Here is a 20292-nt window from a genome sequence, read left to right as displayed (position 1 = left end):
TCACCCCCTGATCCCGCGCAGCGCCCCGAACACCCCGGCGAGCAGCACCGCGAGCGGCAGCAGCGCCAGCGCGCAGAGCGTGTGCAGGAGATCGGCGATCCGGCCCCAGTAGGGGACGAGCCGTCGTCCCGGCACGGTCCAGGCGGCGATCGCGGTGACCGCCGCCACCGCGGCGAAGGCCGCGGTGATCTCCAGGCGCCCGGGAAGGCCCAGGTCGATGGCGCGGAGCACCCCCGCGAGGGCGATTCCGTACGCCCCCGGCACCGCCATCGCGAGCCGGTGCGGGACGGCGCCGACCACGCGCACGTGCAGGAGCAGCAGCGTGCCCAGCACCACGGCGAGCAGCTCGGCCGTCCAGCCGCCGCCGGTGGCGAGCAGCGCGGTCTCGCAGGCCGCGGCCAGCAGTCCGAGCGCCACGTACATGCCGGTCAGGTAGCGGTCGGCCAGTTCGGCGCGCTCGCGGACCTGGGCGGCGGGGAACGGGTCGATGCCCTCCTGGAGCTCGCCCGCGTTGGAGGGGAGCGGCGGCATCCGCATCCCGGCGAACCGGAAGGCCAGGCTGGGCACGAAGCCGCCCGCGAGGACGACCACGACCGCCAGCCACCCGGCCACCTGGGCGATCGGCATCCCGGACAGTGCGACCGCACCGGCCATCGCGGTGAACAGGGCCACCACGAACGCCCCGAGGAAGAGCGGGGCGAACGCCCCGACGGCGGCCAGCGCGAGGATCGCGGCACCGGCCCCGGCCGCGCCTCCGGCCAGCAGCCTCGGGCCCAGCAGGCTCTCGCCGTGCCCGGCGGCCGGGATCAGCGCGCCCGCGACGGCCAGGTAGGGAACGGCCAGTACGCCGAGCGCCGCGCCGGCCCCGGCGTCGCCGACCGCCCGGGAGGCGGCCAGCCCGCCGGCCACCAGCAGCAGGGCGACGGCACCGGCCGCCCCGGCCCGCCACATCGCGGCGCCCGGCAGCAGCACGGTGATCAGCCCGGCGGCCAGCGCCGTCACGGTGAATCCGATGAGCAGCCGACGTGTCAGCTCGGGCCGCCAGGTGTCGGGCCGGGCCCGCAGGGTCTCCCCGATGCCGTCGACCAGATCGTCGAAGTCGGCTTCCGGCAACGTCTCATGACGGGCCCTCAGATAGAGGGTCTCGCCGTCGCGCAGTTCCGCCTCGGCCGGGGTGCGCTCCTCGTCGAGGGGTGCGGCACCGAGCCGTTGGAGCGTCCAGCCGCCGTGCTCCAGGCCCTGTTCGTCGAGGTCCCCGCCGGCGTACTCGACCAGTACCGGCAGCAGATCGGCGAGCGGAACATCGACGGGTATGCCTAGTTCGAAGGTTTTCTCCGGACTTCTGACGGTTATCCGGCAGAGTCCGGCGGTCTTGTCGCCCACGGTGCGCGATTCACTCCCGCCTGTATTTCCGTTCGGGATTCGACCCGAGAACGAGTGCACATTATCGTGAAGTTCGTTATGACTGTACGTTCGTGCGACCAACCGAAAATCGGCGGTGTGGGCCGCGGTTTTCGAGTCGTCGACACTTCGAGTCGGGAGCCGGTTTGAGCACGGTCATTTTTCGGCGGCCCCCGCGTCGGGTCGGCCCCCGCATGCCCGAGGGCGAACTGACGCTTCAGGAGCCGCCGTCCCTGCCGGAGCCGCAGGGCGCCATGGGCGGGATCATCACCTACCTGCCGATGGCGCTGAGCTCGCTCGGCATGGTGCTCATCTTCATCCGGCCCGGCCAGGGCAACGGGGTGCTGATGTGGGTGTCGGTCGGCATGATGGGCGCCTCGGCCATCGGCATGCTGGTCGCCCAGTTCCTCCGGGCCGCCGGGGACCGCAAGCGCAAGCTGCGCGCCGAACGCCGGGACTACCTGCGGTACCTGACGACGAGCCGACGGCGCATCCGCAAGGTCGTCGAGCAGCAGCGGCAGGCCCAGGAGTGGCGCCACCCGCTGCCCCAGGCCCTGTGGTCGGTCGCCCGTACCGGGCGCCTGTGGGAACGGCGCGCCACCCACGACGACTTCGGCGAGGCGCGGATCGGGACCGGTGAGCAGCAGCTCGCCCTCACGCTCCTGCCGCTGTCCACCAAGCCGGTCGAGGACCTGGAGCCGCTCTCCGCGCACGCCCTGCGCCGGTTCATCCACGCCTACTCGACGGTCGGCGACCAGCCGGTGGCCGTACGGCTGCGCTCGTTCGCCCGGGTGCTGCTCGTCTCCGCAGACGAGCACCGCGCGGTCTCCCGGGCCGCCGCCCGGGCACTGGTCGCCCAGCTCGCGGTGGCCCACGCCCCGGAGGACCTGTCGATCGCCGTGGTAGCGGACGGCGACGCGCTGCCGTCCTGGTCCTGGGCGAAGTGGCTGCCGCACGTCCAGCACCAGGCCGATGTCGACGGAGCGGGTCCGGCCCGTCTGGTGGCCGAGACGGTCTCGGAGCTGGAGCCGCTGCTCGGTGAGGAGTTCGCCGGGCGGCCGGCGTTCGAGCCCGGCGCGGAGCCGAGCCGCGACGAGCCGTTCACCGTCGTCGTCCTGGACACCGCGTCCGTGCCCCCCGGGGCCCGGCTGGCCGAGACCGGCTACCGCAACACGGTCGTCGTCGACGTCCGCGGGACCCTGGAGGGCGCCTGCCAGACGCGCGGCACGCTGCGGCTGCGGGTCGCGCCCGACGCCCTGACCCTGCTGTCCACCGCACCGGACGGCAAGCCGGCCGAGACCGCGCTGGGCCGGCCGGACGCGCTCGGTCCGCACGCCTCCCGTGCCCTCGCCACCGTCCTCGCGCCCTTCCGGCTGGGTGCCGCGGCGCGGGCCGAACGCCCGTTGCAGGAGGACATGGAGCTCACCGACCTGCTCGGCATCCGCGATCTGCACGCCACCGAGGCGGCCGAGCTGCACCGCCCCCGGGCCGCGTCGGAGCGGATGCGGGTGCCGATCGGCATCGGCTCGGACGGCGCGCACGTCGATCTCGACCTCAAGGAGTCCGCGCAGGGCGGCATGGGCCCGCACGGCATGCTGATCGGTGCCACCGGGTCCGGCAAGTCGGAGCTGCTGCGCACCCTGGTGCTCGCGCTGGCGCTCACCCACTCCTCCGAGACGCTCAACTTCGTCCTCACCGACTTCAAGGGCGGCGCGACCTTCCTGGGGCTGGACCGGCTGCCGCACACCTCGGCCGTCATCACCAACCTGGCGGACGAGGCGGCGCTGGTGGAGCGGATGAAGGACGCCCTGCACGGCGAACTCGTCCGCCGCCAGGAGCTGCTGCGCAAGGCCGGCAACTACTCGTCCGTCCGCGAGTACGAGGAGGCCCGGGCGGGCGGCGCCGACCTCGCCCCGTTGCCCACCCTGTTCGTGGTGGTCGACGAGTTCAGCGAGCTGCTGGCCGCGCACCGCGACTTCCTCGACCTCTTCGTGATGATCGGCCGGCTCGGCCGTTCGCTCTCCGTCCACCTGCTGCTCGCCTCGCAGCGGCTGGACGAGGGCCGGATCAACCAGCTGGAGGGCCACCTCTCCTACCGCATCGCGCTGCGCACGTTCTCCGCGATGGAGAGCCGGGGGGTGCTCGGTGTGCCGGACGCCTACGAACTGCCGCCGCAGCCCGGCAGCGGCCTGCTGAAGAACGACGTCGGTTCGCTCACCCGCTTCAAGGCCGCCTACGTGTCGGGCCGCTACCGGGCCTCCCGCCCCGCGATGCGCCGTGCGGTGGTCGCCGGGCAGGTGGTGCCGTTCGAGGCGGGCTGGGTCCCGCCCCGCGACCTGCCCGCCGCCCCGGACACGGAGCCGGAGACCGAGCCGGAGGAGGAGAACACCTCCGGGCCGAGCCTGCTCACCGTCGCCGTGGACAAGCTGGAGCGCTCCGGACCCCCCGCCCACCAGGTGTGGCTGGCCCCGCTGGACGAGCCCCCGACGCTCGATCTCCTGCTGCCGCCGCCCGGCATGCCCCGGGGCAAGTTCCTCTCCGTGCCGGTCGGTGTCATCGACCGCCCCTTCGACCAGCGCCGCGACGAGCTGGTGGCCGACCTGTCCGGAGCGGGCGGCCATGTCGGGATCGCGGGCGGTCCGCAGTCCGGCAAGTCCACCCTGGTCCGTACGCTGATCACGGCGCTGGCGCTCACCCACACCCCGCGCGAAGTGCAGTTCTACTGCCTGGACTTCGGCGGCGGCACGCTCACCTCGCTCACCGGGCTGCCGCATGTCGGCGGTGTCACCGGGCGTCTGGACCCCGAGCGGATGGCCCGTACCATCGCCGAGGTCAGTGGGGTCATCACCCGTCGCGAACTCCTCTTCGCGGAGCGGGGCGTGGAGTCCATGGCCGACTTCCGGCGCCGCCGGGCGGCCGGCGAGTTCCCGGACGAGGCGCACGGCGACGTCTTCCTCGTCGTGGACGGCTGGAACACCATCCGCCAGGACTTCATGGACCTCGCCCCCACCTTCAACCTGATCGCCTCCCGGGGCCTCAACTTCGGGGTGCACCTGATCGTGGCCTCCGGCCGCTGGATGGAGATCTCGGCCGCGCTGCGCGACCAGTTGGGCACCCGCTTCGAGCTGCGGCTCGGCGACCCGGTGGACTCGATGGTCAACATGCGTGCGGCGGGGACCGTTCCGGCGATCCCGGGCCGCGGTCTGACCGCCGAACGGATGCACTTCCTCACCGCGCTCCCCCGCAACGACGGCGATCCGGACACGGAGAACATCGCGGACGGGGTCGCCGCGCTCGTACGGGAGGTCGCGGCCGGATGGGACGGGCCGGTCGCCCCGAAGGTCCGGATGCTGCCGATGAGCCTCCCGGCCGCCGAACTCCCGGCACCCGACGGCGACCTGCGTGTCCCGCTCGGCCTGGAGGACCAGCGGCTCGACGTGTTCCACCACGACTTCGAGGAGCACCCGCACCTGGTGGTCGTCGGTGACGTGGAGTCCGGCAAGTCGAACCTGCTCGCCCATGTCGCCGACGCGATCTGCACCCGCTACTCCCCCGCCGAGGCCCGGGTCGTGCTCGTCGACTACCGGCGCGGCCTCTCCGAGGCGGTGCCCGAGTCGCACCGCCTGGGCTACGCCACCGGCGCCAACCTGCTGGCGCAGATGGTCGACGGGGTGGCGCGGGCGATGAAGGACCGGGTGCCCGGTCCGGAGATCGCCCCGGCCCGGCTGCGGCTGCGCGACTGGTGGAGCGGGCCCCGGCTCTTCCTCCTCGTCGACGACCACGAACTGGTCTCCACGGGCGGGATGAGCGGCGGCGACCCGTTCGGGCCGCTCCACGAGTTCCTGGCCCAGGCGGACGAGATCGGTCTGCACATCGTCGTGGCCCGCAGCGCGAACGGCTCCGGCCGGGCGATGATGTCCGACCAGCTGCTGCGGCGCATGGTCGAGGCCAACACCCCGGTGCTGATGATGAGCTGCCCGCCCGCGGAAGGGCAGGTGGTGGCCGGTACGAAGCCACGTATCCTGCCTGCGGGACGGGGCCTGTACATCACCCGCCGCCGTACCGTGCAGATCCAGACGGCACACCGGTCCTGACGGCCCGGCGCCCTCCCGCCGCCCACTCGGCCCCGCGCACCCGAGCCGCCCGTACCGTCGCCACGGTGCGGGCGGCCGTCGCGGGGCCGGTCACCGGGGCACCGGCGAAGGGCCCGACCACGACGACGCAGAAAGGAACGCCATGGCCCGCCAGACCATCGTCGCGGACCCGTACCAGGGCATCGCGTCGGCTCTCGCCGCCGCCCGCCCGGGAGGTGTGGTCCGACTCCGCCCCGGCCACTACGACGAATGCCTGGTCATCACCAAGATGGTCACGATCGTCGCCGACGACCCCGACGACCCGCCCGAGATATCCCCGCGCGCGGGCAGCGCCGTGCAGGTCGTCGCCGAGGCCGTCAAGCTCTCCGGGCTGATCCTGCGCGGCGGCGACGAGGACGCCCCCGTCGTCGACGTACCGCGCGGCCAGGCGGCCCTGGAGAACTGCCGGGTGCACGCCCACTCGTGGACCGCGCTGCTCTCCCGCGAGCGCGGCTCCCTCGCCATGCGCGACTGCGTCGTCACCAACCCGTCGGGGGCCGGGTTCGTCGACCTCTCCCCCGAATCCAGTGTCGTCGAGGACTGCGTCTTCGAGGACCTCGGCAGCTCCGGTCTGGTGCTCGGTGACGACTCCGCGCCCTCGATCCGCGACTGCGCGGTCCGGGGTGCCCGGGGCAACGGCCTCCTCGCGAACGGGCGCGCGGGCGGCACCGTCGAACGCCTCACGGTCGAGGGCACCCCCAAACCGGGGGTCGCCCTGGAGGAGCAGGCCACCACCCGGCTCACCGACGTGCACGCCGTCGGCTGCACCATCGGCTTCCACATCTCCTCCACCGCGCTGCCCGTCCTCACCGGCTGCACCGCCGTCGACAGCACCACCCACGGAGTGCTGCTCTCCGCCACCACCGCGCCCGCCCTCAACAACGTGGAGGCCCGGGGCTCGGGCGGCAACGGCATCGTCGCGATCGAGCAGGCCCGCGGCACCCTCTCCGACTGCCTGGTGGAGAACTCCCTCGCCGCCGGAATCCTGGTACGCGGCAGCGCCGCGCCCACCGTCCAGCGCACGCTCGTCACCGGCGGCAAGGCCGAGGGAATCCTCCTCGACGCCGACAGCGCACCCCGCATCGACCGGGTGACCGTGCACCGGGCGGGCGGCCACGGCATCGTCCTCGCCGGCGGCAATCGGGCCCGGCTGCGGGACGTCGAGATCGTCGAGGCCGGCGGCCACGGGCTGCACGCCCGCGACGAGGCGCGCGGCCGTATCGAGATGACCACGGTCCTGGACGCCGCGCAGTGCGGCATCCGGATCGACGGGGCGAGCCCCGCCTTCCAGGACGTCGCCGTCCGGGGCAGCGGGGCCGCCGGGTTCGCGGCCGCCGGGAAGTGCGCCCCCGAACTCGTCGACACCCTCGTGGAGGACTCCGGCGCCGAGGGCATCACGGTCACCGACGACGAGGCCGGGCTGACCGCCGTCCGCGCCCGTGTGCTGCGCAGCCGGAGCCATGGCGCGCTCATCGGCGCGGGCGCCACCGCCGAGCTGACCGGGTGCGAGTTCACCGACGGCAGGGCCGACGGCATCCGGGTCGCCACCGAACGTCCCGTACGCGCCGCGGGCTGCACCGTCACCGGCAACGCCGGGGCCGGCGTCCGCCACACCGCGCCGGGCGGCAGCCTCGCCGCGGACGATCTGACCAGCGAGGACAACGGCGAGCCCGACGCCCTGGGCGGGCGTGGCGACGGCGCCGCCGAGCCGGAGGCCCGGGGCGCGGACGGCGGGGGGCCGGCCGGTCCGCTCGCCCGGCTCGACGAGCTCGTGGGGCTGCGGGCCGTCAAGGAGCAGGTCGCCACGCTCGTCAACCTCAACAAGCTGGCCCGGCGGCGCCGCGAGATGGGGCTGCCCGTCCCGGCCACCGCCCGCCACCTCGTCTTCGCCGGTCCGCCCGGCACCGGCAAGACCACGGTCGCCCGGCTCTACGGCTCGGTCCTCGCCTCCCTCGGCGTCCTGCGCTCCGGGCATCTGGTGGAGGTGGCCCGCGCCGATCTCGTCGCGAAGATCATCGGCGGCACCGCCATCAAGACCACCGAGGTCTTCGAACAGGCCCTCGGCGGAGTGCTGTTCATCGACGAGGCGTACACCCTCACCGCGGACGGCGGCAGCGGCCCCGACTTCGGCCGGGAGGCCGTCGACACCCTGGTCAAGCTGATGGAGGACCACCGCGAGGACGTCGTCGTCATCGCCGCCGGCTACTCGCGGCAGATGCGGAGCTTCCTGGAGTCCAACCCCGGTCTGGGCTCCCGGTTCAGCCGCACGCTGGAGTTCGAGAACTACTCGGTGGACGAGCTGCTCACCATCGTGAAGCGCCAGGGCGAGCAGAATCGATTCACGTTCCGCGAGGACACCGAGCGGGCGCTGGCCCACCACTTCGAGCAGATGCACCGGGACGAGTCGTTCGGCAACGCCCGCGCCGCCCGCAAGGTGTTCGAGGAGATGGTGGACCGCCAGGCGTTCCGCCTCGCCGAGTCCCCGGACATCACGGAGGAGGACCTGACCGTCCTGCTCCCGACCGATGTCGGCGAGGAGGCCGCGGCCGCCGTCTCGGGCGAGGGCGGTGCGGACGGCCGGTCCGACCGGCTCACCGGGCTGCTCGCCGAACTCGACGGCCTGATCGGCCTGGACGGGGTCAAGGCGCAGGTCCGCGACGTCGTCAACCTGGTGTCGGCGGCGCGCCGCCGCAAGGCCGCCGGGCTGCCCGCCCCGGCCGTCGCCCACCACCTGGTCTTCACCGGCCCGCCCGGCACCGGCAAGACATCGGTGGCGCGGCTGTACGGCGAGCTCCTGGGCGCGATGTCGGTGCTGCCGCGCGGCCAGCTGGTGGAGGTCTCCCGCGCCGATCTCGTCGGCCGCTACGTGGGCCACACCGCGCAGCTCACCAAGGAGACGTTCGCCCGGGCCCGGGGCGGGGTGCTGTTCATCGACGAGGCGTACACCCTCACCCCCGAAGGCGGTTCGGGCTCCGACTTCGGGCGCGAGGCGGTCGACACCCTCCTCAAGCTGATGGAGGACCACCGGGACGACACGGTCGTGGTCGCCGCGGGCTACGAGGGCGAGATGGCCCGCTTCCTCGGCTCCAACCCCGGTCTGGCCTCCCGGTTCGGACGCACCGTCACCTTCGATTCCTACGATGCGGACGAGCTGGTCGAGATCGTGCACCGGCAGAGCACCCGGGACGGCTACGTGTGCGCGCCCGACACGCTGGAGGCGCTGCGCCGCCACTTCGCCGGTGTCGACCGGGGCCCGAGCTTCGGCAACGGGCGCTACGCCCGCACCGTGCTCGAACAGATGATGACCCGCCAGGCCGGACGGCTCGCGTCCCTCCCAGACGCGGACACGGACCAGCTGCGGCTACTGCTTCCCGAGGATGTGACGGCATGACGGACGAGCGCAAACTGACGGCGAGGCTCCGGGACACCGGCCGGTGTGCCACCTGCTTCGAGGCGTTCAACCCCGCCTGTCCCCGGGCGGTGCTCGACGAGGGGACGGGCGAGGTGCCCCGGGAGGCGGCCGAGCCGGTCCGGCCGGCGCCCCGGCCCCGTACCACCGCCGGGTCCGAGGTGGGCGGTGTGCCAGGAGCCGTGGTCACCCCGAGGGTCGGGGCGCAGCCCCCGGTCGCCCCCCGTTCCCGGGGTACCGCCGCCCCGGCGGGTGGCGCCGGGACCCCGTCCGGTTCCGCCCCGGTACGCGACCCGCGCCGTCCGAGGGCGGGTGCGTCCGGTGCCCCGTCCCCGTGGCAGGAGCGCGCCGCGCCCCGGCCGGCCCCGGGCGCGGCGGCCCCCGCCCCGGGTGCGTCGGCCCGGCGGAGCACCACGACGCCCGGTGCGTCGCCGGGGCGTGCCCCGCGCCCCGGGGCCGCGGCACCGGGCAGGGCCGAGGCCCCGGCGACGGAGGGGGGTACGTCCCGATGAACCGGCCGCCCCGAACCGTGCCCGTGCTGCTGTCCGCCGCCCTGGCCGTGGCGGTGCCGCTCGTCGTGGTGTCCTCCGCCCCGGCCTCCGCCGACACCGCGCTACCCCGGATCTCCTCGGCCCCGCCGCGGGACGGCGGCTGTGTCAAGCCGTCGAAGAAGCGTCCGGCCGATGTCCCGTGGCCGCAGCAGTACATCGCGCCGTCCCGTGCCTGGGAGACCACCCGTGGCGCGGGCGCCGTCGTCGCCGTCGTCGACACCGGCGTGGACGCCCGGAACAGCCCGGCCCTGGCGGGTCGGGTCACGCCCGCGTCGGACGCGGCCGGAACCGACTGCATCGGTCACGGTACGTTCGTCGCGGGCCTGATCGCCGCCGCGCCGCGCTCCGGTACGGGCTTCGCCGGGGTCGCCCCGGAGGCCCGGATCGTCGCGGTCCGGGCCACGGCGGCGGACGGCACCGCCACCGCGAACAGCGTCGCCGCCGGGATCGACGCGGCCGTCGCCCGCCGCGCGCGTGTCATTGACGTACCGATCGCGCTGGCCAAGGGCAGTCCGGCACTCACCGCGGCCGTACGCGGCGCGGTGCGGAGCGGCGCGCTGGTGATCGCTCCGGCGTACGCCTCGAACAGATCGCTCACCGGATCCGGGGACACCCCCGCACCGGCCGCCTACCCGGCGGCGCTGCCGGACGTCCTGGCCGTCGCCGGGCTGGGGCCGGGGGGCGTTCCCGACCAGCGGCTCGCCCCCCGCACCGCGCCCGACCTGGCGGCGCCCGGCACCGCCGTGATGAGCATCGGCCCCGGTGGCACGGGCAGTTTCACGGGGGACGGCGCCGAGCTGGCCACCGCCTTCGTCGCGGGGGCCGCCGGGCTCGCCCTCGCCGCACACCCACAGCTGACACCCGCGCAGCTGACCGACCGGCTCACCGCGACGGCCTACCACATCCCGGCCGGAAAGGCGCTGGTCGGCGCGGGCACGGTGGACCCCGTCGCAGCCGTCACCGCGCCTCTCGCCACCGCCGCGGCCGTACCGGATCCGCCCGGCCCGGCCGCGCTGCGCATGCCGCCGCCCGAGGAGCACGGCGGCCGGACCGCGGCGATCGCCGTCGCTTCCGCCGCCGGGGTGGCCGTCCTCGTCACGGGTTTCGTCGCGTTCACCCTGCCCCGGGGCCGCCGCCGGGGATGGCGCCCCGGAACCCCGGAGTCCGGCTGACGGCCGCCCGCCCGGTGCGGGCCCCGGCCCTCTGCCAGAATCGCCCCATGGTCAACCACGACGCCCCCGCGCCCGCCCCCTCCGGCCAGGGTTATCTGCTGGACAACCGGCAGTCGGAGGCCGGGGTCCGCTTCGGTGCCCTCGGCGAGCTGTTCGACCCGGTGACGTTCCGGCATGTCGACCGGCTCGGCATCACCACCGGCATGCGGTGCTGGGAGGTCGGCGCCGGTTCCCCGTCGGTGCCGCTCGGGCTGGCCGAGCGGGTCGGTCCGACGGGCGCGGTGGTCGCCACCGACATCGACGTGTCGTGGACCGGGGACCTCGGCGGTGTGGTCGAGGTGGTGCGGCACGACGTGGCGGCCGACCCTCCCCCGCCGGGCGGCTTCGACCTCGTCCACGCCCGGCTGGTCCTGGTCCATGTCACCGACCGCGCCGAGGCGTTGCGCCGGATGATCCAGGCGCTGCGGCCCGGTGGCCGGCTGCTTCTGGAGGACGCCGACCCCGGGCTGCAGCCGCTGCTGTGCCCGGACGAGTCCGGTCCCGAGCAGCGGCTGGCGAACCGGCTGCGGGCCGGTTTCCGTTCTCTGATGGCGGCGCGCGGCGCGGATCTCGCGTACGGGAGGACCCTGCCCCGGCTGCTGCGCGAGGCGGGGCTGGCCGGCGTCGAGGCCGATGCGTACTTCCCGATCACCTCGCCCGCCTGCGCGGTTCTGGAGGCCGCGACTGTACGGCAGATCCGCGGTCTGCTGGTGTCGGAAGGGCTCGCCACCGACGCGGAGATCGACCGTCATCTGGCGAACGTGGCCTCGGGCGACCTGGACCTCGCCACCGCACCCCTGGTCTCCGCCTGGGGGCGCCGCCCCTGACCGCCGGCCCCCGACCCGCACGTGAACGCCTGTCAGGGACGGCCCCGGGCACGCGCCCTCCTGGAAAGTGATCTGCCCGGTACGCCCACGATCGGCAGGGCGCCTCCGAGGACCGACGCACTCGCGGCGAGCAGCAGCGTGCCGGGGAGCGATCCGTGCGCGAGCGGCCCGGCGGCCGCTGCCCCCAGGGCGAATCCGGTGATCTTCAGACTGGCGCCGGTGGTGAAGATCTGGCCGCGCAGCCGTTCCGGGGCCTCGCGGTGACGGACCGCGAACAGAGCCGTCAACTGGGGGCCTTCGCCCGCACCGAGTACGAGCGCCGCCACGATCAGCGGGGCCGGCTGGAGCGACGCCGCCAGTGCCAGGGCCACGGCCTGGGCCAGGGCACCGGCCGCCAGCACCGTGGCGGGCGCGGCCCGGTGCGGGAACCGTGCGAGTACGGCGTTGGCACCCAGCCCGGAGACGGCCGCGAGGGCGAGCAGCAGCGCCCCGCGTCCCGCACCGCCGAGGACCTGCTCGCCCAGCGGGGCGGTGCACACCGCCAGCATGCCCTGCGCCGCACAGCAGACGACCGAGCCGAAGGTGGCCCGGGCCAGTTGCGGCCGCCCGGCGATGGCCCGTACCCCGGCGACCGTCTCGGTGCCGATCGACCGGATCCGGAGCGTCCGGCCGGAGCGGGCCGTCGGCCGGGGCCGGTCGTCGCCGGCGGGGACGGCGGGCAGCAGCCACGCGGCCGGCAGCGCCGCCCCGATGAGCCCGGCGGCGAGCACCACGGCCATCGGCGCGCCCACCAGTTCCGCCGCGCCGCCCGCGAACGCGGGGCCGACCAGGCTCGCCGCGCCGTAGGTCATGGCGTCCAGCGCGTTCGCCCGGGGCAGGCGGTCGCCCGCCGCCACCCGGGGCAGCTGGGCGGTCCACCCGCCCGAGAGGGCCGGCCCCAGCAGTCCCGCGCAGGCCGCGATCAGGACCGCGACACCGAACGGGAGCCGGCCCAGCGCCACGAGCACCGCCCCCAGACCGGCCGCGTACAGCACCAGGGCCACGGCCAGCATGCGCCCCGGCCGCTCCGCCCGGTCGAGAAGCACCCCCAGCACCGGCCCGCCCACCGCGGCGGCGATCGTGATGCCCGCGAGCAGCGCCGAGGCGTCACCGGGCGACCCGGCCGCCGTGAAACCCACCAGCAGCAGGGCCGGTCCCGACATCTCGTCACCGGCGCGGGCCGCCAGCGCTCCGGCCAGGTACAGCCGGAGGGGGTAACGCTTCAGCATGGCTGGAACGTTACTCAGGTAACTCAAAACTCAGCAAGATGCGTTACATTGCCGAGGTGTCCCCTCCTACTGACGACTGGTCCACCCGGCACTCCGTGCTGGCCATGGCGCGGCGGACGGCCGCGCTGGTCAACGTGCTCGACGGCGACTCCCCGGACCCGGCCGCCGTCGCCGAGGTGCTCCACGCCCACGGCGAAGCGGACCCCCTCGGCCTCACCGCTGACGACGTCGACGGGATGCGGACGGCCGCCGCCCTGTTGCGGGAGGTCTTCGCCGCCGGGAGCACCGACGAGGCCGCCACCGCCCTCAACCGCCTTCTGCGGGAACACACCGTTCCGCTCCGGCTGACCTCGCACGGAAGCACCACACCCTGGCACCCCCATCTCGACCGGGACGACGACGCGCCCTGGGAGGAGTGGTTCCTCGCCTCGTCCTGCGTGGCCCTGGCGGTCCTCGTCTGGGACCGGCAGCAGCCGCCCGGCAGGGTCTGCGCCTCGGCCTCCTGCCGGAGCGTCCTGCTCAGGCAGGGCAGCGGGCCCGAGCGCCGCTACTGCTCCCGCCGGTGCGCCACCCGCGAACGTGTGGCGGCCCACCGCCGCTCCCGCGCGGAACGGCGGCCCGACGGGAGCTGACGCCGCCCGGCCCTACGGGCGCCGTGACGCGAGGACGGCCGAACTCGTCGGCGTGGTGAGCACCTCGGTGGCCTCCAGAGCCGGATGCGTGAGGTAGAAGAGGCGCAGCTCGTCCACCTCGCCCTCGAAGCGGGGCGGCCAGTGGGGCGACGGGGTGAAGTCGTCCATGACGAGCAGCCCGCCGGGCGCGAGCAGTTCGATCACCCGCTGCCCGTCGTCCCGTTTGCCGCCCCCGTCGCAGAAGAAGACGTCGAAGGGGGCGTGCCGTTCGAGCAGCCGCCAGTCCCCGGTGAGCACGTGGACTCTGGCGTCGTCCGCGAAGAGACCGGCGGCCCGGCGGGCCAGCCCCTCGTCGCGTTCCACGGTGATCAGGCGCGCGCCGGTGCCGAGTCCACTGTGCAGCCAGGCGGTGCCCACCCCGGCCCCGGTGCCGCTCTCCGCGACGACTCCCTGCGGCTTCGCGGCGGCGGCCGTGCTGAGCAGCCGGCCCATGTCCCGGGTGCAGCTCTTCCTGAACCCCGACTCCGCGGCGATGCGCTCCGCCGCCACCACCCGCTCCGGCACCACACGTTCCGCCATCGGCAACCCCCTCGGTACTCGTCGGGCACGACGCTATCCGACTCGCTCGCCGCCTCGCGCGATGCCCCGACGGACGGGAACCGGACGTCCGGGCGCGCCTCCGGGCAAGTCGAGGTCCGGCTGTGATCCGTACGTGACCGGCGGCTCGTACGCTCCATGGCCGGGGGACGCACACGGTGAACGGTTGCTACGGGGGCGGAAGATGACGTATCGGCAGGCGGCGCTACCGGCGGTGGTCGCGGGGCTGCTCCTCACGGCGCTCCTGTGGTGGGCGGGGTCGAGTGCGCAGGCTCTTGAACTGCCGGGGACCACGGGGGTGCTCGGCGGCCGGACCACCGCCGAGCTGGGGTACTGGCTCACCCCCTGGTCCTACGACCCACCGGCCGCGTACCGGTTCGGCGCCGAGGCGTCCGGCGGGCTCGCCGGGACGGCCGGGGGTGACGGCTCCCGCTATCTCACGCTCTACACGACGGCGATGCAGATCCGGTTCGCCGCGGTCTTCGCGTTCTTCGTGCCCGGGGCGCTGCTCCTGATCCGCAGGCTGCCGCCGGTGAGCGGCCGGGCCCCGGCCACGGTGCTCGCGCTGTGGGCCTGGGGTCTGGTGGCCGGGACGCTCGCGGTGACGGTGTCCGCCCCCTGGCTCATCGCCTCGCAGGGACACGGCAGTTACCGGTTCCTGCCCCAGTGGGCGGGCGCGATGTCCTCCGGGCGGCAGATCGTCGTGGCGACCGCGCTGGTCGCGGCGGCCGCGGCCGTGCTTCTGGCCCGGATCACCGCACGGGGGGCCGAGCCACCGGCGCGAACGGTGGTCCCGGCGCGCTCCGCCCGCATGGCCGCCACCGCCGGGACCCTGGTGGTCGCGGTGTCGCTGATGGTCCTCTCGTACCAGCCGGTCACCGCCCGCATCCAGGAGGTCTCCCCGGGCGTCGGGGTACTGGCCGAGCCGGGTGATCTGCTGCGCCAGTGGCTCCTGCTCGGGGCGTGGTCGGGACCGGCGGGCACGCCGGTCGGCGACTGGCTGCTGCGCCGGGCCGTCGACGCGCTGCTGCTGGCCGTGGTGTGGTGGGCGTTGAGGCGGCTTCCCTCGCTGCTCACCTGGGTCACCGTACCGGCGATGGCGGCGGTGGCGGTGTGCGCGACGGTTTTCGGCCTGCTGGTCTGCCAGGTCCTGCGGATGGCCGTGGACCAGGCCGACTCCCGGCAGGGGCCGATGCGGTGGGCGGCCGATCTGGGCAACAACGTCCCGGCCGCCCTGCTCTTCGGGGTGGTGGCGGGAGCCGTGGCCGCGCTCCTCCTGCGGACCACGGCCCGCCACGACCGCCCGCAGGACGGTGGATCCCCCGCGCCCGCCACCCACGCGACGGACGCGTAGCACGCCTCGTCGGGCGTGGGCCCCGACGGTTGGACACATCGCGCCGACCGAAAAATCTCGTTGCCCGCGTTCGATAAGGCGTTCTAATGTCATGCCCATCGGCGTGTAGCTCAGTAGCAGAGCACCGGGCTTCAGACCCGGAGGGCGCAGGGGCGGAACCTGCCACGTCGGCTTATGAACGACGACGCTGAGCAGCAGCACTCCTCCTCGACCCCGCATCCCTCCCCGGGCTACGCCGGGACCATGCGGGCCAGGGCCTTCCTGACCTGGCTGACGCACGACGAGCCCGGAACCCGGGAGCGCGCCGCGCACCGGGTCGGCCGCTGGCAGGCCGTGCTCGACGGGATGGCCGACGGCCGCCTGGCCATCGGCTCGCGCACCCCGGTCGCGGACCTGCCCGCGTGGGTGACCCCGGAGGTTGTACGAGGAGGTTTCGCGACCTCCGCAGCGAGCGCCGAGGGTCCGCTCCAGCCGTACGAGCACGAGGTCGTCGCCCTGGCGGGCATCCCCGCCGAGCGCCGCGCCCTGTTCGCGTACTGCCTCACCGAACCGGGGCTGGCGCGCCTGTACGCGCTGCTCGACAGCGGACGGTACGAGATCGCCGTGCCCGAGGAGGCCGCGCTGCTGACCGTGGCCTGGCTGGTGCGGTCCGGGGACGTGGCCGGTGCGCTGGGACTCGTCGAGGTGCTGGAGCCGTGGGCCGGGCGGCTGCGCTTCACGCCCCGCCCGTCCGAGCTGCCCGCGCCGGACGTCCGGGCGCTCCACCGGAACACGGTCGGCGACGCCGCGTCCACCCTGTCCGCGCGGCGGCCCAATGCCGCGGTGGAGACGCAGCGCGAGGCCATGGCCGTCTGGCAGCCCTTCGGGGACGAGCTGTTGTCGCACTGGCTGGAGACCGCGGGCTCCGGCCGTGTACTGGACCGTTCCCCCGACGACGCCTGGCGGGAACGGGGTGCCGAACTTCTGCGGCGCTACCGTCAGTTGGCCGCCACTCACACCCGTTGCACCAAGCACCGCGACCCGAAGGAGAACCTGGGCATCCTGCGCACCGCCCTGGAGGAGACCGTCGCGGGCCGGACCCTGACCGCGCGCCGGCTCGGGTTGTTGCGGCACGCGGTGGAGTCCATGGTCCGGCGGCGCGGCCGTCCGGGCTCCGGGCCGCACAGCGCGTTGCGCGCCCGCCAGGCGGCTCAGGCGGCCCTGCCCTCGCACCACGCGTTCGCGCGGCTGGTGCTGAGCCGGTTGTCCGGCCTCCCCCAGGAGACCGGGGCGCCCGATGTGGCCCCGCTGGTCGCGGACGTCTCGGCCGCCGAGGCCGCGGGGACGTCGCTGCCCGAGGGAGCGGTGGTGCCGGTGGCGGTGCGCCGCGTCGTGGAGGGCGCGCTGAGCGCTCCGCTCGGCACGCTCGTGGAGCGGGGGGTGGTGCCGTCGGCCGAGGTCCTGGCCGAGCTGGTCCCGCAGCTCGTCGCCTCGGTCAGCGCCCAGGAATACCAGGATCCGGCGCTGCGTACGCTCATGGCCGCGAACTACCGGGCGTTCCGCAACCGCCGGTCGCTGCTCCTGCTGAACCTCGCCCGGCAGGTGCGGGTCGAGGAACTGCCGTGGGTGGCCGCGGTGGCCCGGTTCCGTGCCGGCGACGAGGGGCAGGACGCGGCGCGTACGGCCCTGCGTCAGCTCGGCGAACTGGCCGTGCAGGCGTTCCCCGGCACGATCCTGCCCAACCCGTTGGTCCGCGAACTCGGCGTGCTGGCCCGGCAGGCGGAGGCGGGTGCCCCGTTCGTCGAGGAGCTGGCCTCGGACATCTTCATGGGCACCTTCACCCCGAAGTTCCTGGCGTCGGCACGGATCGCCGCCGAACTGCTCCGCGGCACGCTGTACGAGCGCTACTACGCGATCGACTACGCGGCGGTCCGCAATCTGGCGGTCGTCGAGGCGGGCGAGTCGCTGAGCCGCGGTCACCGGGCGCGCACCTCACCGGGGTTCGCCTCCCTGTGCGTCGCCCTGGCGGGCGGAGCCGGGGACCGGTTCTCCGTGGCGGCCAACGGCACGGTGATCGAGCAGGCCCAGATCCTGACCACGCACAATCTGGCCACCCTGGTCGGCCGGGTCGGGATCGAACCGGAGCCCGGGTGGGAGGATCTGGCCCTGCGCTCCTTCACCACCGTGTGCGCGCTGACCGCCCGGGTGCACGGCAACCCGCGGCCCCTGTCCACGATCAAGGACGTGGCCTACGCGTGGCGCCAGATGGTGTTCCACCTGTCGCTCTGCGACGCCGCGGGACAGGCCCGGGCGATCGCCCGGCTGGACGCCGAGGCGGACCGCTTCCCGTGGCATGTCGCGGCGCGGCTGACTCCGGCGCTGACCGGCCTGCGCCGGGCGGCGGCCGGTCGGTCCCCGGAGAGCGGCGGCGGGCGCCGCCTCCTCGGCTGGACCACCGAGCGCCACTGGCTCCGCCCGGATCCGGCGACGGGTCCGGGCCGGGCCTGAGCCGCCCGGCGGACCGCTCACTTCCCGCTGTCCTCGGCGAGGGTGTGGGCGACCAGGGCATTGGCGTGGCCGTGGCCGAGTCCGTGCTCGGCCTTGAGCCAGGAGACGAGTTCCATGTGCTTGGTCAGTGGCGAGGAACGGATCAGGTCCTTCCACTCCGAGACGGGACGTCCGTACTTCTTCTCGATCGAGGGGAAGTAGCTGGCAGGGCCCTTGACCGGTTCAGCCATGTCGCGTTGTCCTCTTCCTTCTGTCCACCGTTGACGATCTTGAACTGTTCCCTCGCGCATACCCGGCCACGAGCGGCCGACCAATGGAACTGGACGGTACAGTACCCAAACTAAAACTGGACTGTCCAGTACTCAATCGTTGCGGGCGGGCCGAAGTACGGCCTGCCTCGCAGGCGGCGCCGCCGGGATACGCTCCCCCGGGCCGACACTCGGGAGGGACGACTCATGGCATGGGCCGAACGCACCGTCGTACGGGACGGTGTACAGCTTTCCTGTCGTGACCACGGAGGAACAGGGACGCCCGTCGTCCTCCTGCACGGCCTGGCCGGTCACGCGGGCGAATGGGACTCCGTGGCACGGCGGCTCAGCCCCGCCCACCGGGTCGTCACCGTCGACCAGCGCGGCCACGGCGCCAGCGAGCGCCGCCCCGGCGACGTCTCGCGGGCCGCCTACGTCGCCGATGTCGTCGCCGTACTCGACCAGCTCGACCTCCAACGGCCGGTGCTCGTCGGTCAGTCGCTGGGCGGCCACACGGCCATGCTCACCGCGGCGGCGCACCCCGGGCTCGTCCGCGCGCTCGTGCTGGTCGAGGCTGGCCCCGGCGGCCCCGATCCGGAACTGCCCGCCCGGATCGGCGGATGGCTCGGCAGCTGGCCGGTGCCGTTCGCCACGCGGGAGGAGGCCGTCGGCTTCCTCGGCGGCGGCCCGGTCGGCGAGGGGTGGGCGGCCGGACTGGAGGAACGCGCGGACGGGTGGTGGCCCCGATTCGACCGGGACGTGATGGTCGACTCGCTGGCCGAGAACGCCCGGTGCGACACCTGGGGTCGGTGGGCCGAGATCTCCTGCCCCACCCTGGCCGTCCTCGGGCAGTCCGGCTTCATCCCTCCGCAGGACGCCGACCGGATGCTCAAGGACCGGCCGGAGACACTGGCCGTCAGCATCCCCGGGACGGGGCACGACGTGCACCTCGAACGCCCCGAGGTTCTTTACCGGCTCCTCTCGGACTTCCTCGACGCCCTCCCGGCCGGGGCCCCGGAGGACTGACCGCCCGCTCCGCGCCCGGCCGCGCGGGCGCTCTCACCACTCCCGGGCCGCGATCAGCTCCTCCGCGTCCGCCTCCGGGAAGCCGTACGCGGATGCCACGAACCAGAACTCCTCGCCTATCCCCTCCCGGGCCACGGTCTCGATCTCGCTCCCGGCGGCCTCGAACTCGACCTCCAGCAGGTTGAACCGCTCGGTCGCCACTTCCGTGAGCGCGTACAGGGCCGGCAGATCCGCCGGGCGCTCGGCCTCGATGCGCTCGCACAGCTCCAGCAGGATCGCCCTGCCCTTGTCCAGGACGTGGTCCGGGTAGTAGTCGTCCCTGTACAGCGACTGCAGAAAGGGGCGCTCTGCCACCTTCTGGTTGGTGATCGGCATGGGCCCTCGTCTCTCCCGAAGAATCGTGGGACCGATCATGCCTCACCCCACTGACAGTGCCCTCGTGGCGGTCAGCGGCGCTCCGGTCGCTACGGCCGGTCGATGGCGTGCGCCCGCAGAAAGGCGCCCGCGTGAGCGGCGGCCTCCTCCTTCGTCGCCCGAAGTGCGACGTCTCCGCCTTCCTCCCGGGTCCCGTCGGCGCCGGTGGCGGACCATCGCGCGCAACCATGGTTACCGAATTGGGGCACCCCCAATCCGGCCGGCCACCGATTCCCCGCCGGTCGCCCTGTCAGTGCCGAGCGCTACGTTGCCCGCATGGACGACGACATGACACTCGCTCCGCTCCTCGCGGAATGCACCGGCGCCCCTTACCCCGGCCATTGGCAGGACGCCCCCTTCGCCGACCGCACGGTCGACGGGGTGCGCTACGCCTTGGTGGCCCTCGATCCCGGGCTGAGCGCGCTCGGCGTGCGCCGTGCCGACGGTTCGCTCTGGGAGCTGCCGGAGGACGGCACGCCCCATCTGGTGAACTCCGACATCGCGGCATTCCTGGCCTTCACCCGCGCGTACACGGAGGCCGCGGAGGAGGCCGATGCCCACCCCGGGTCGGACCAGGGGTCCGAGGACGCCGCGGAAGAGGCGGCGGACGCGCTCACCGAAGCCCTCGTCGCGCGGTTCGAAGGGCTCGACGCGGCGGCGGTCACCGACGAGAACTCCTTCTGGTGCGTCGCCGCGGAGGAGCTGGGATACGGCATGAACGCCTAGGGAGTGTC

Annotated in this window: 14 protein-coding genes; 9 read left to right on the top strand and 5 right to left on the bottom strand. The window is 74.3% G+C overall.

The features are described 5' to 3' along the window. Nucleotides 1–1383: a type VII secretion integral membrane protein EccD gene (gene eccD / locus ACF08W_RS19990; protein WP_392280024.1), complete on the bottom strand. Its 1383-nt coding sequence runs from the start codon at nt 1381–1383 to the stop codon at nt 1–3. A 212-nt stretch (nt 1384–1595) separates the two neighbouring features. Between eccD and eccCa the strand changes: the two genes are divergently transcribed. The 4 genes from eccCa to ACF08W_RS19970 all read left to right on the top strand — a co-directional run bounded on the left by eccCa (nt 1596) and on the right by ACF08W_RS19970 (nt 11532). After that, entirely contained in the window at nt 1596–5495 is a 3900-nt protein-coding gene (eccCa, locus tag ACF08W_RS19985; RefSeq protein WP_392280023.1) for a type VII secretion protein EccCa, read from the top strand. 142 nt (nt 5496–5637) lie between these two features. Continuing rightward, nucleotides 5638–8925, top strand: a complete 3288-nt coding sequence (locus ACF08W_RS19980; protein WP_392280022.1) for an AAA family ATPase — start codon at nt 5638–5640, stop codon at nt 8923–8925. 526 nt (nt 8926–9451) lie between these two features. Beyond that, nucleotides 9452–10666, top strand: a complete 1215-nt coding sequence (locus ACF08W_RS19975) for a S8 family serine peptidase (protein ID WP_392280021.1) — start codon at nt 9452–9454, stop codon at nt 10664–10666. Nucleotides 10667–10713: 47 nt separating this feature from the next. Then, nucleotides 10714–11532 (top strand): class I SAM-dependent methyltransferase, encoded by an 819-nt coding sequence (locus ACF08W_RS19970; RefSeq protein WP_392280020.1) that lies wholly within the window; start codon nt 10714–10716, stop codon nt 11530–11532. A 32-nt stretch (nt 11533–11564) separates the two neighbouring features. Here the strand turns inward: ACF08W_RS19970 and ACF08W_RS19965 are convergent, their stop codons facing one another. Then, entirely contained in the window at nt 11565–12800 is a 1236-nt protein-coding gene (locus ACF08W_RS19965) for an MFS transporter (protein WP_392280019.1), read from the bottom strand. Nucleotides 12801–12904: 104 nt separating this feature from the next. On the opposite strand from ACF08W_RS19965, the gene ACF08W_RS19960 reads away from it, so the two are divergent. Beyond that, nucleotides 12905–13432, top strand: coding sequence for a CGNR zinc finger domain-containing protein (locus tag ACF08W_RS19960; protein ID WP_392280112.1), 528 nt, complete (start codon nt 12905–12907; stop codon nt 13430–13432). Between the two features lie 12 nt (nt 13433–13444). On the opposite strand, the gene ACF08W_RS19955 is transcribed toward ACF08W_RS19960, so the two are convergent. Beyond that, entirely contained in the window at nt 13445–14011 is a 567-nt protein-coding gene (locus ACF08W_RS19955) for an O-methyltransferase (protein ID WP_392280018.1), read from the bottom strand. A 202-nt stretch (nt 14012–14213) separates the two neighbouring features. Between ACF08W_RS19955 and ACF08W_RS19950 the strand changes: the two genes are divergently transcribed. Both ACF08W_RS19950 and ACF08W_RS19945 read left to right on the top strand, forming a co-directional pair. Beyond that, the gene (locus tag ACF08W_RS19950) at nt 14214–15383 is read left to right on the top strand and encodes a hypothetical protein (protein ID WP_392280017.1); all 1170 of its coding nucleotides are present in this window, start codon (nt 14214–14216) and stop codon (nt 15381–15383) included. Nucleotides 15384–15557: 174 nt separating this feature from the next. Next, a complete protein-coding gene (locus ACF08W_RS19945; RefSeq protein ID WP_392280016.1) occupies nt 15558–17870 on the top strand; it encodes a hypothetical protein in 2313 nt (770 codons plus the stop codon). A gap of 17 nt (nt 17871–17887) precedes the next feature. Here the strand turns inward: ACF08W_RS19945 and ACF08W_RS19940 are convergent, their stop codons facing one another. Further along, nucleotides 17888–18100, bottom strand: a complete 213-nt coding sequence (locus ACF08W_RS19940; protein WP_366297054.1) for a DUF4287 domain-containing protein — start codon at nt 18098–18100, stop codon at nt 17888–17890. 225 nt (nt 18101–18325) lie between these two features. On the opposite strand from ACF08W_RS19940, the gene ACF08W_RS19935 reads away from it, so the two are divergent. Next, the gene (locus ACF08W_RS19935) at nt 18326–19144 is read left to right on the top strand and encodes an alpha/beta fold hydrolase (RefSeq protein WP_392280015.1); all 819 of its coding nucleotides are present in this window, start codon (nt 18326–18328) and stop codon (nt 19142–19144) included. 33 nt (nt 19145–19177) lie between these two features. On the opposite strand, the gene ACF08W_RS19930 is transcribed toward ACF08W_RS19935, so the two are convergent. Then, nucleotides 19178–19519 carry a DUF5713 family protein gene (locus ACF08W_RS19930; protein ID WP_392280014.1) on the bottom strand — a complete coding sequence of 114 codons (342 nt, stop codon included), beginning with the start codon at nt 19517–19519 and terminating at the stop codon, nt 19178–19180. A gap of 315 nt (nt 19520–19834) precedes the next feature. Between ACF08W_RS19930 and ACF08W_RS19925 the strand changes: the two genes are divergently transcribed. Then, nucleotides 19835–20284, top strand: coding sequence for an SUKH-4 family immunity protein (locus ACF08W_RS19925; RefSeq protein WP_392280013.1), 450 nt, complete (start codon nt 19835–19837; stop codon nt 20282–20284). The last annotated feature ends 8 nt before the right edge of the window (nt 20285–20292 follow it).

Origin of the sequence: Streptomyces sp. NPDC015144 (assembly GCF_043079735.1) — a bacterium.
Lineage (GTDB): Bacteria > Actinomycetota > Actinomycetes > Streptomycetales > Streptomycetaceae > Streptomyces.
Note: the sequence above shows the minus strand (reverse complement) of the source record. Positions and strands in the feature narration are given on the sequence as shown.

Excerpts from the sequence above, each read along its gene's own strand:
- eccCa (WP_392280023.1), top strand. The coding sequence starts at position 1,596 with ATGCCCGAGGGCGAACTGACGCTTCAGGAGCCGCCGTCCCTGCCGGAG.
- ACF08W_RS19980 (WP_392280022.1), top strand. The coding sequence starts at position 5,638 with ATGGCCCGCCAGACCATCGTCGCGGACCCGTACCAGGGCATCGCGTCG.
- ACF08W_RS19975 (WP_392280021.1), top strand. The coding sequence starts at position 9,452 with ATGAACCGGCCGCCCCGAACCGTGCCCGTGCTGCTGTCCGCCGCCCTG.
- ACF08W_RS19970 (WP_392280020.1), top strand. The coding sequence starts at position 10,714 with ATGGTCAACCACGACGCCCCCGCGCCCGCCCCCTCCGGCCAGGGTTAT.
- ACF08W_RS19965 (WP_392280019.1), bottom strand. The coding sequence starts at position 12,800 with ATGCTGAAGCGTTACCCCCTCCGGCTGTACCTGGCCGGAGCGCTGGCG.
- ACF08W_RS19960 (WP_392280112.1), top strand. The coding sequence starts at position 12,905 with ATGGCGCGGCGGACGGCCGCGCTGGTCAACGTGCTCGACGGCGACTCC.
- ACF08W_RS19955 (WP_392280018.1), bottom strand. The coding sequence starts at position 14,011 with ATGGCGGAACGTGTGGTGCCGGAGCGGGTGGTGGCGGCGGAGCGCATC.
- ACF08W_RS19950 (WP_392280017.1), top strand. The coding sequence starts at position 14,214 with ATGACGTATCGGCAGGCGGCGCTACCGGCGGTGGTCGCGGGGCTGCTC.
- ACF08W_RS19945 (WP_392280016.1), top strand. The coding sequence starts at position 15,558 with ATGAACGACGACGCTGAGCAGCAGCACTCCTCCTCGACCCCGCATCCC.
- ACF08W_RS19940 (WP_366297054.1), bottom strand. The coding sequence starts at position 18,100 with ATGGCTGAACCGGTCAAGGGCCCTGCCAGCTACTTCCCCTCGATCGAG.
- ACF08W_RS19935 (WP_392280015.1), top strand. The coding sequence starts at position 18,326 with ATGGCATGGGCCGAACGCACCGTCGTACGGGACGGTGTACAGCTTTCC.
- ACF08W_RS19930 (WP_392280014.1), bottom strand. The coding sequence starts at position 19,519 with ATGCCGATCACCAACCAGAAGGTGGCAGAGCGCCCCTTTCTGCAGTCG.
- ACF08W_RS19925 (WP_392280013.1), top strand. The coding sequence starts at position 19,835 with ATGGACGACGACATGACACTCGCTCCGCTCCTCGCGGAATGCACCGGC.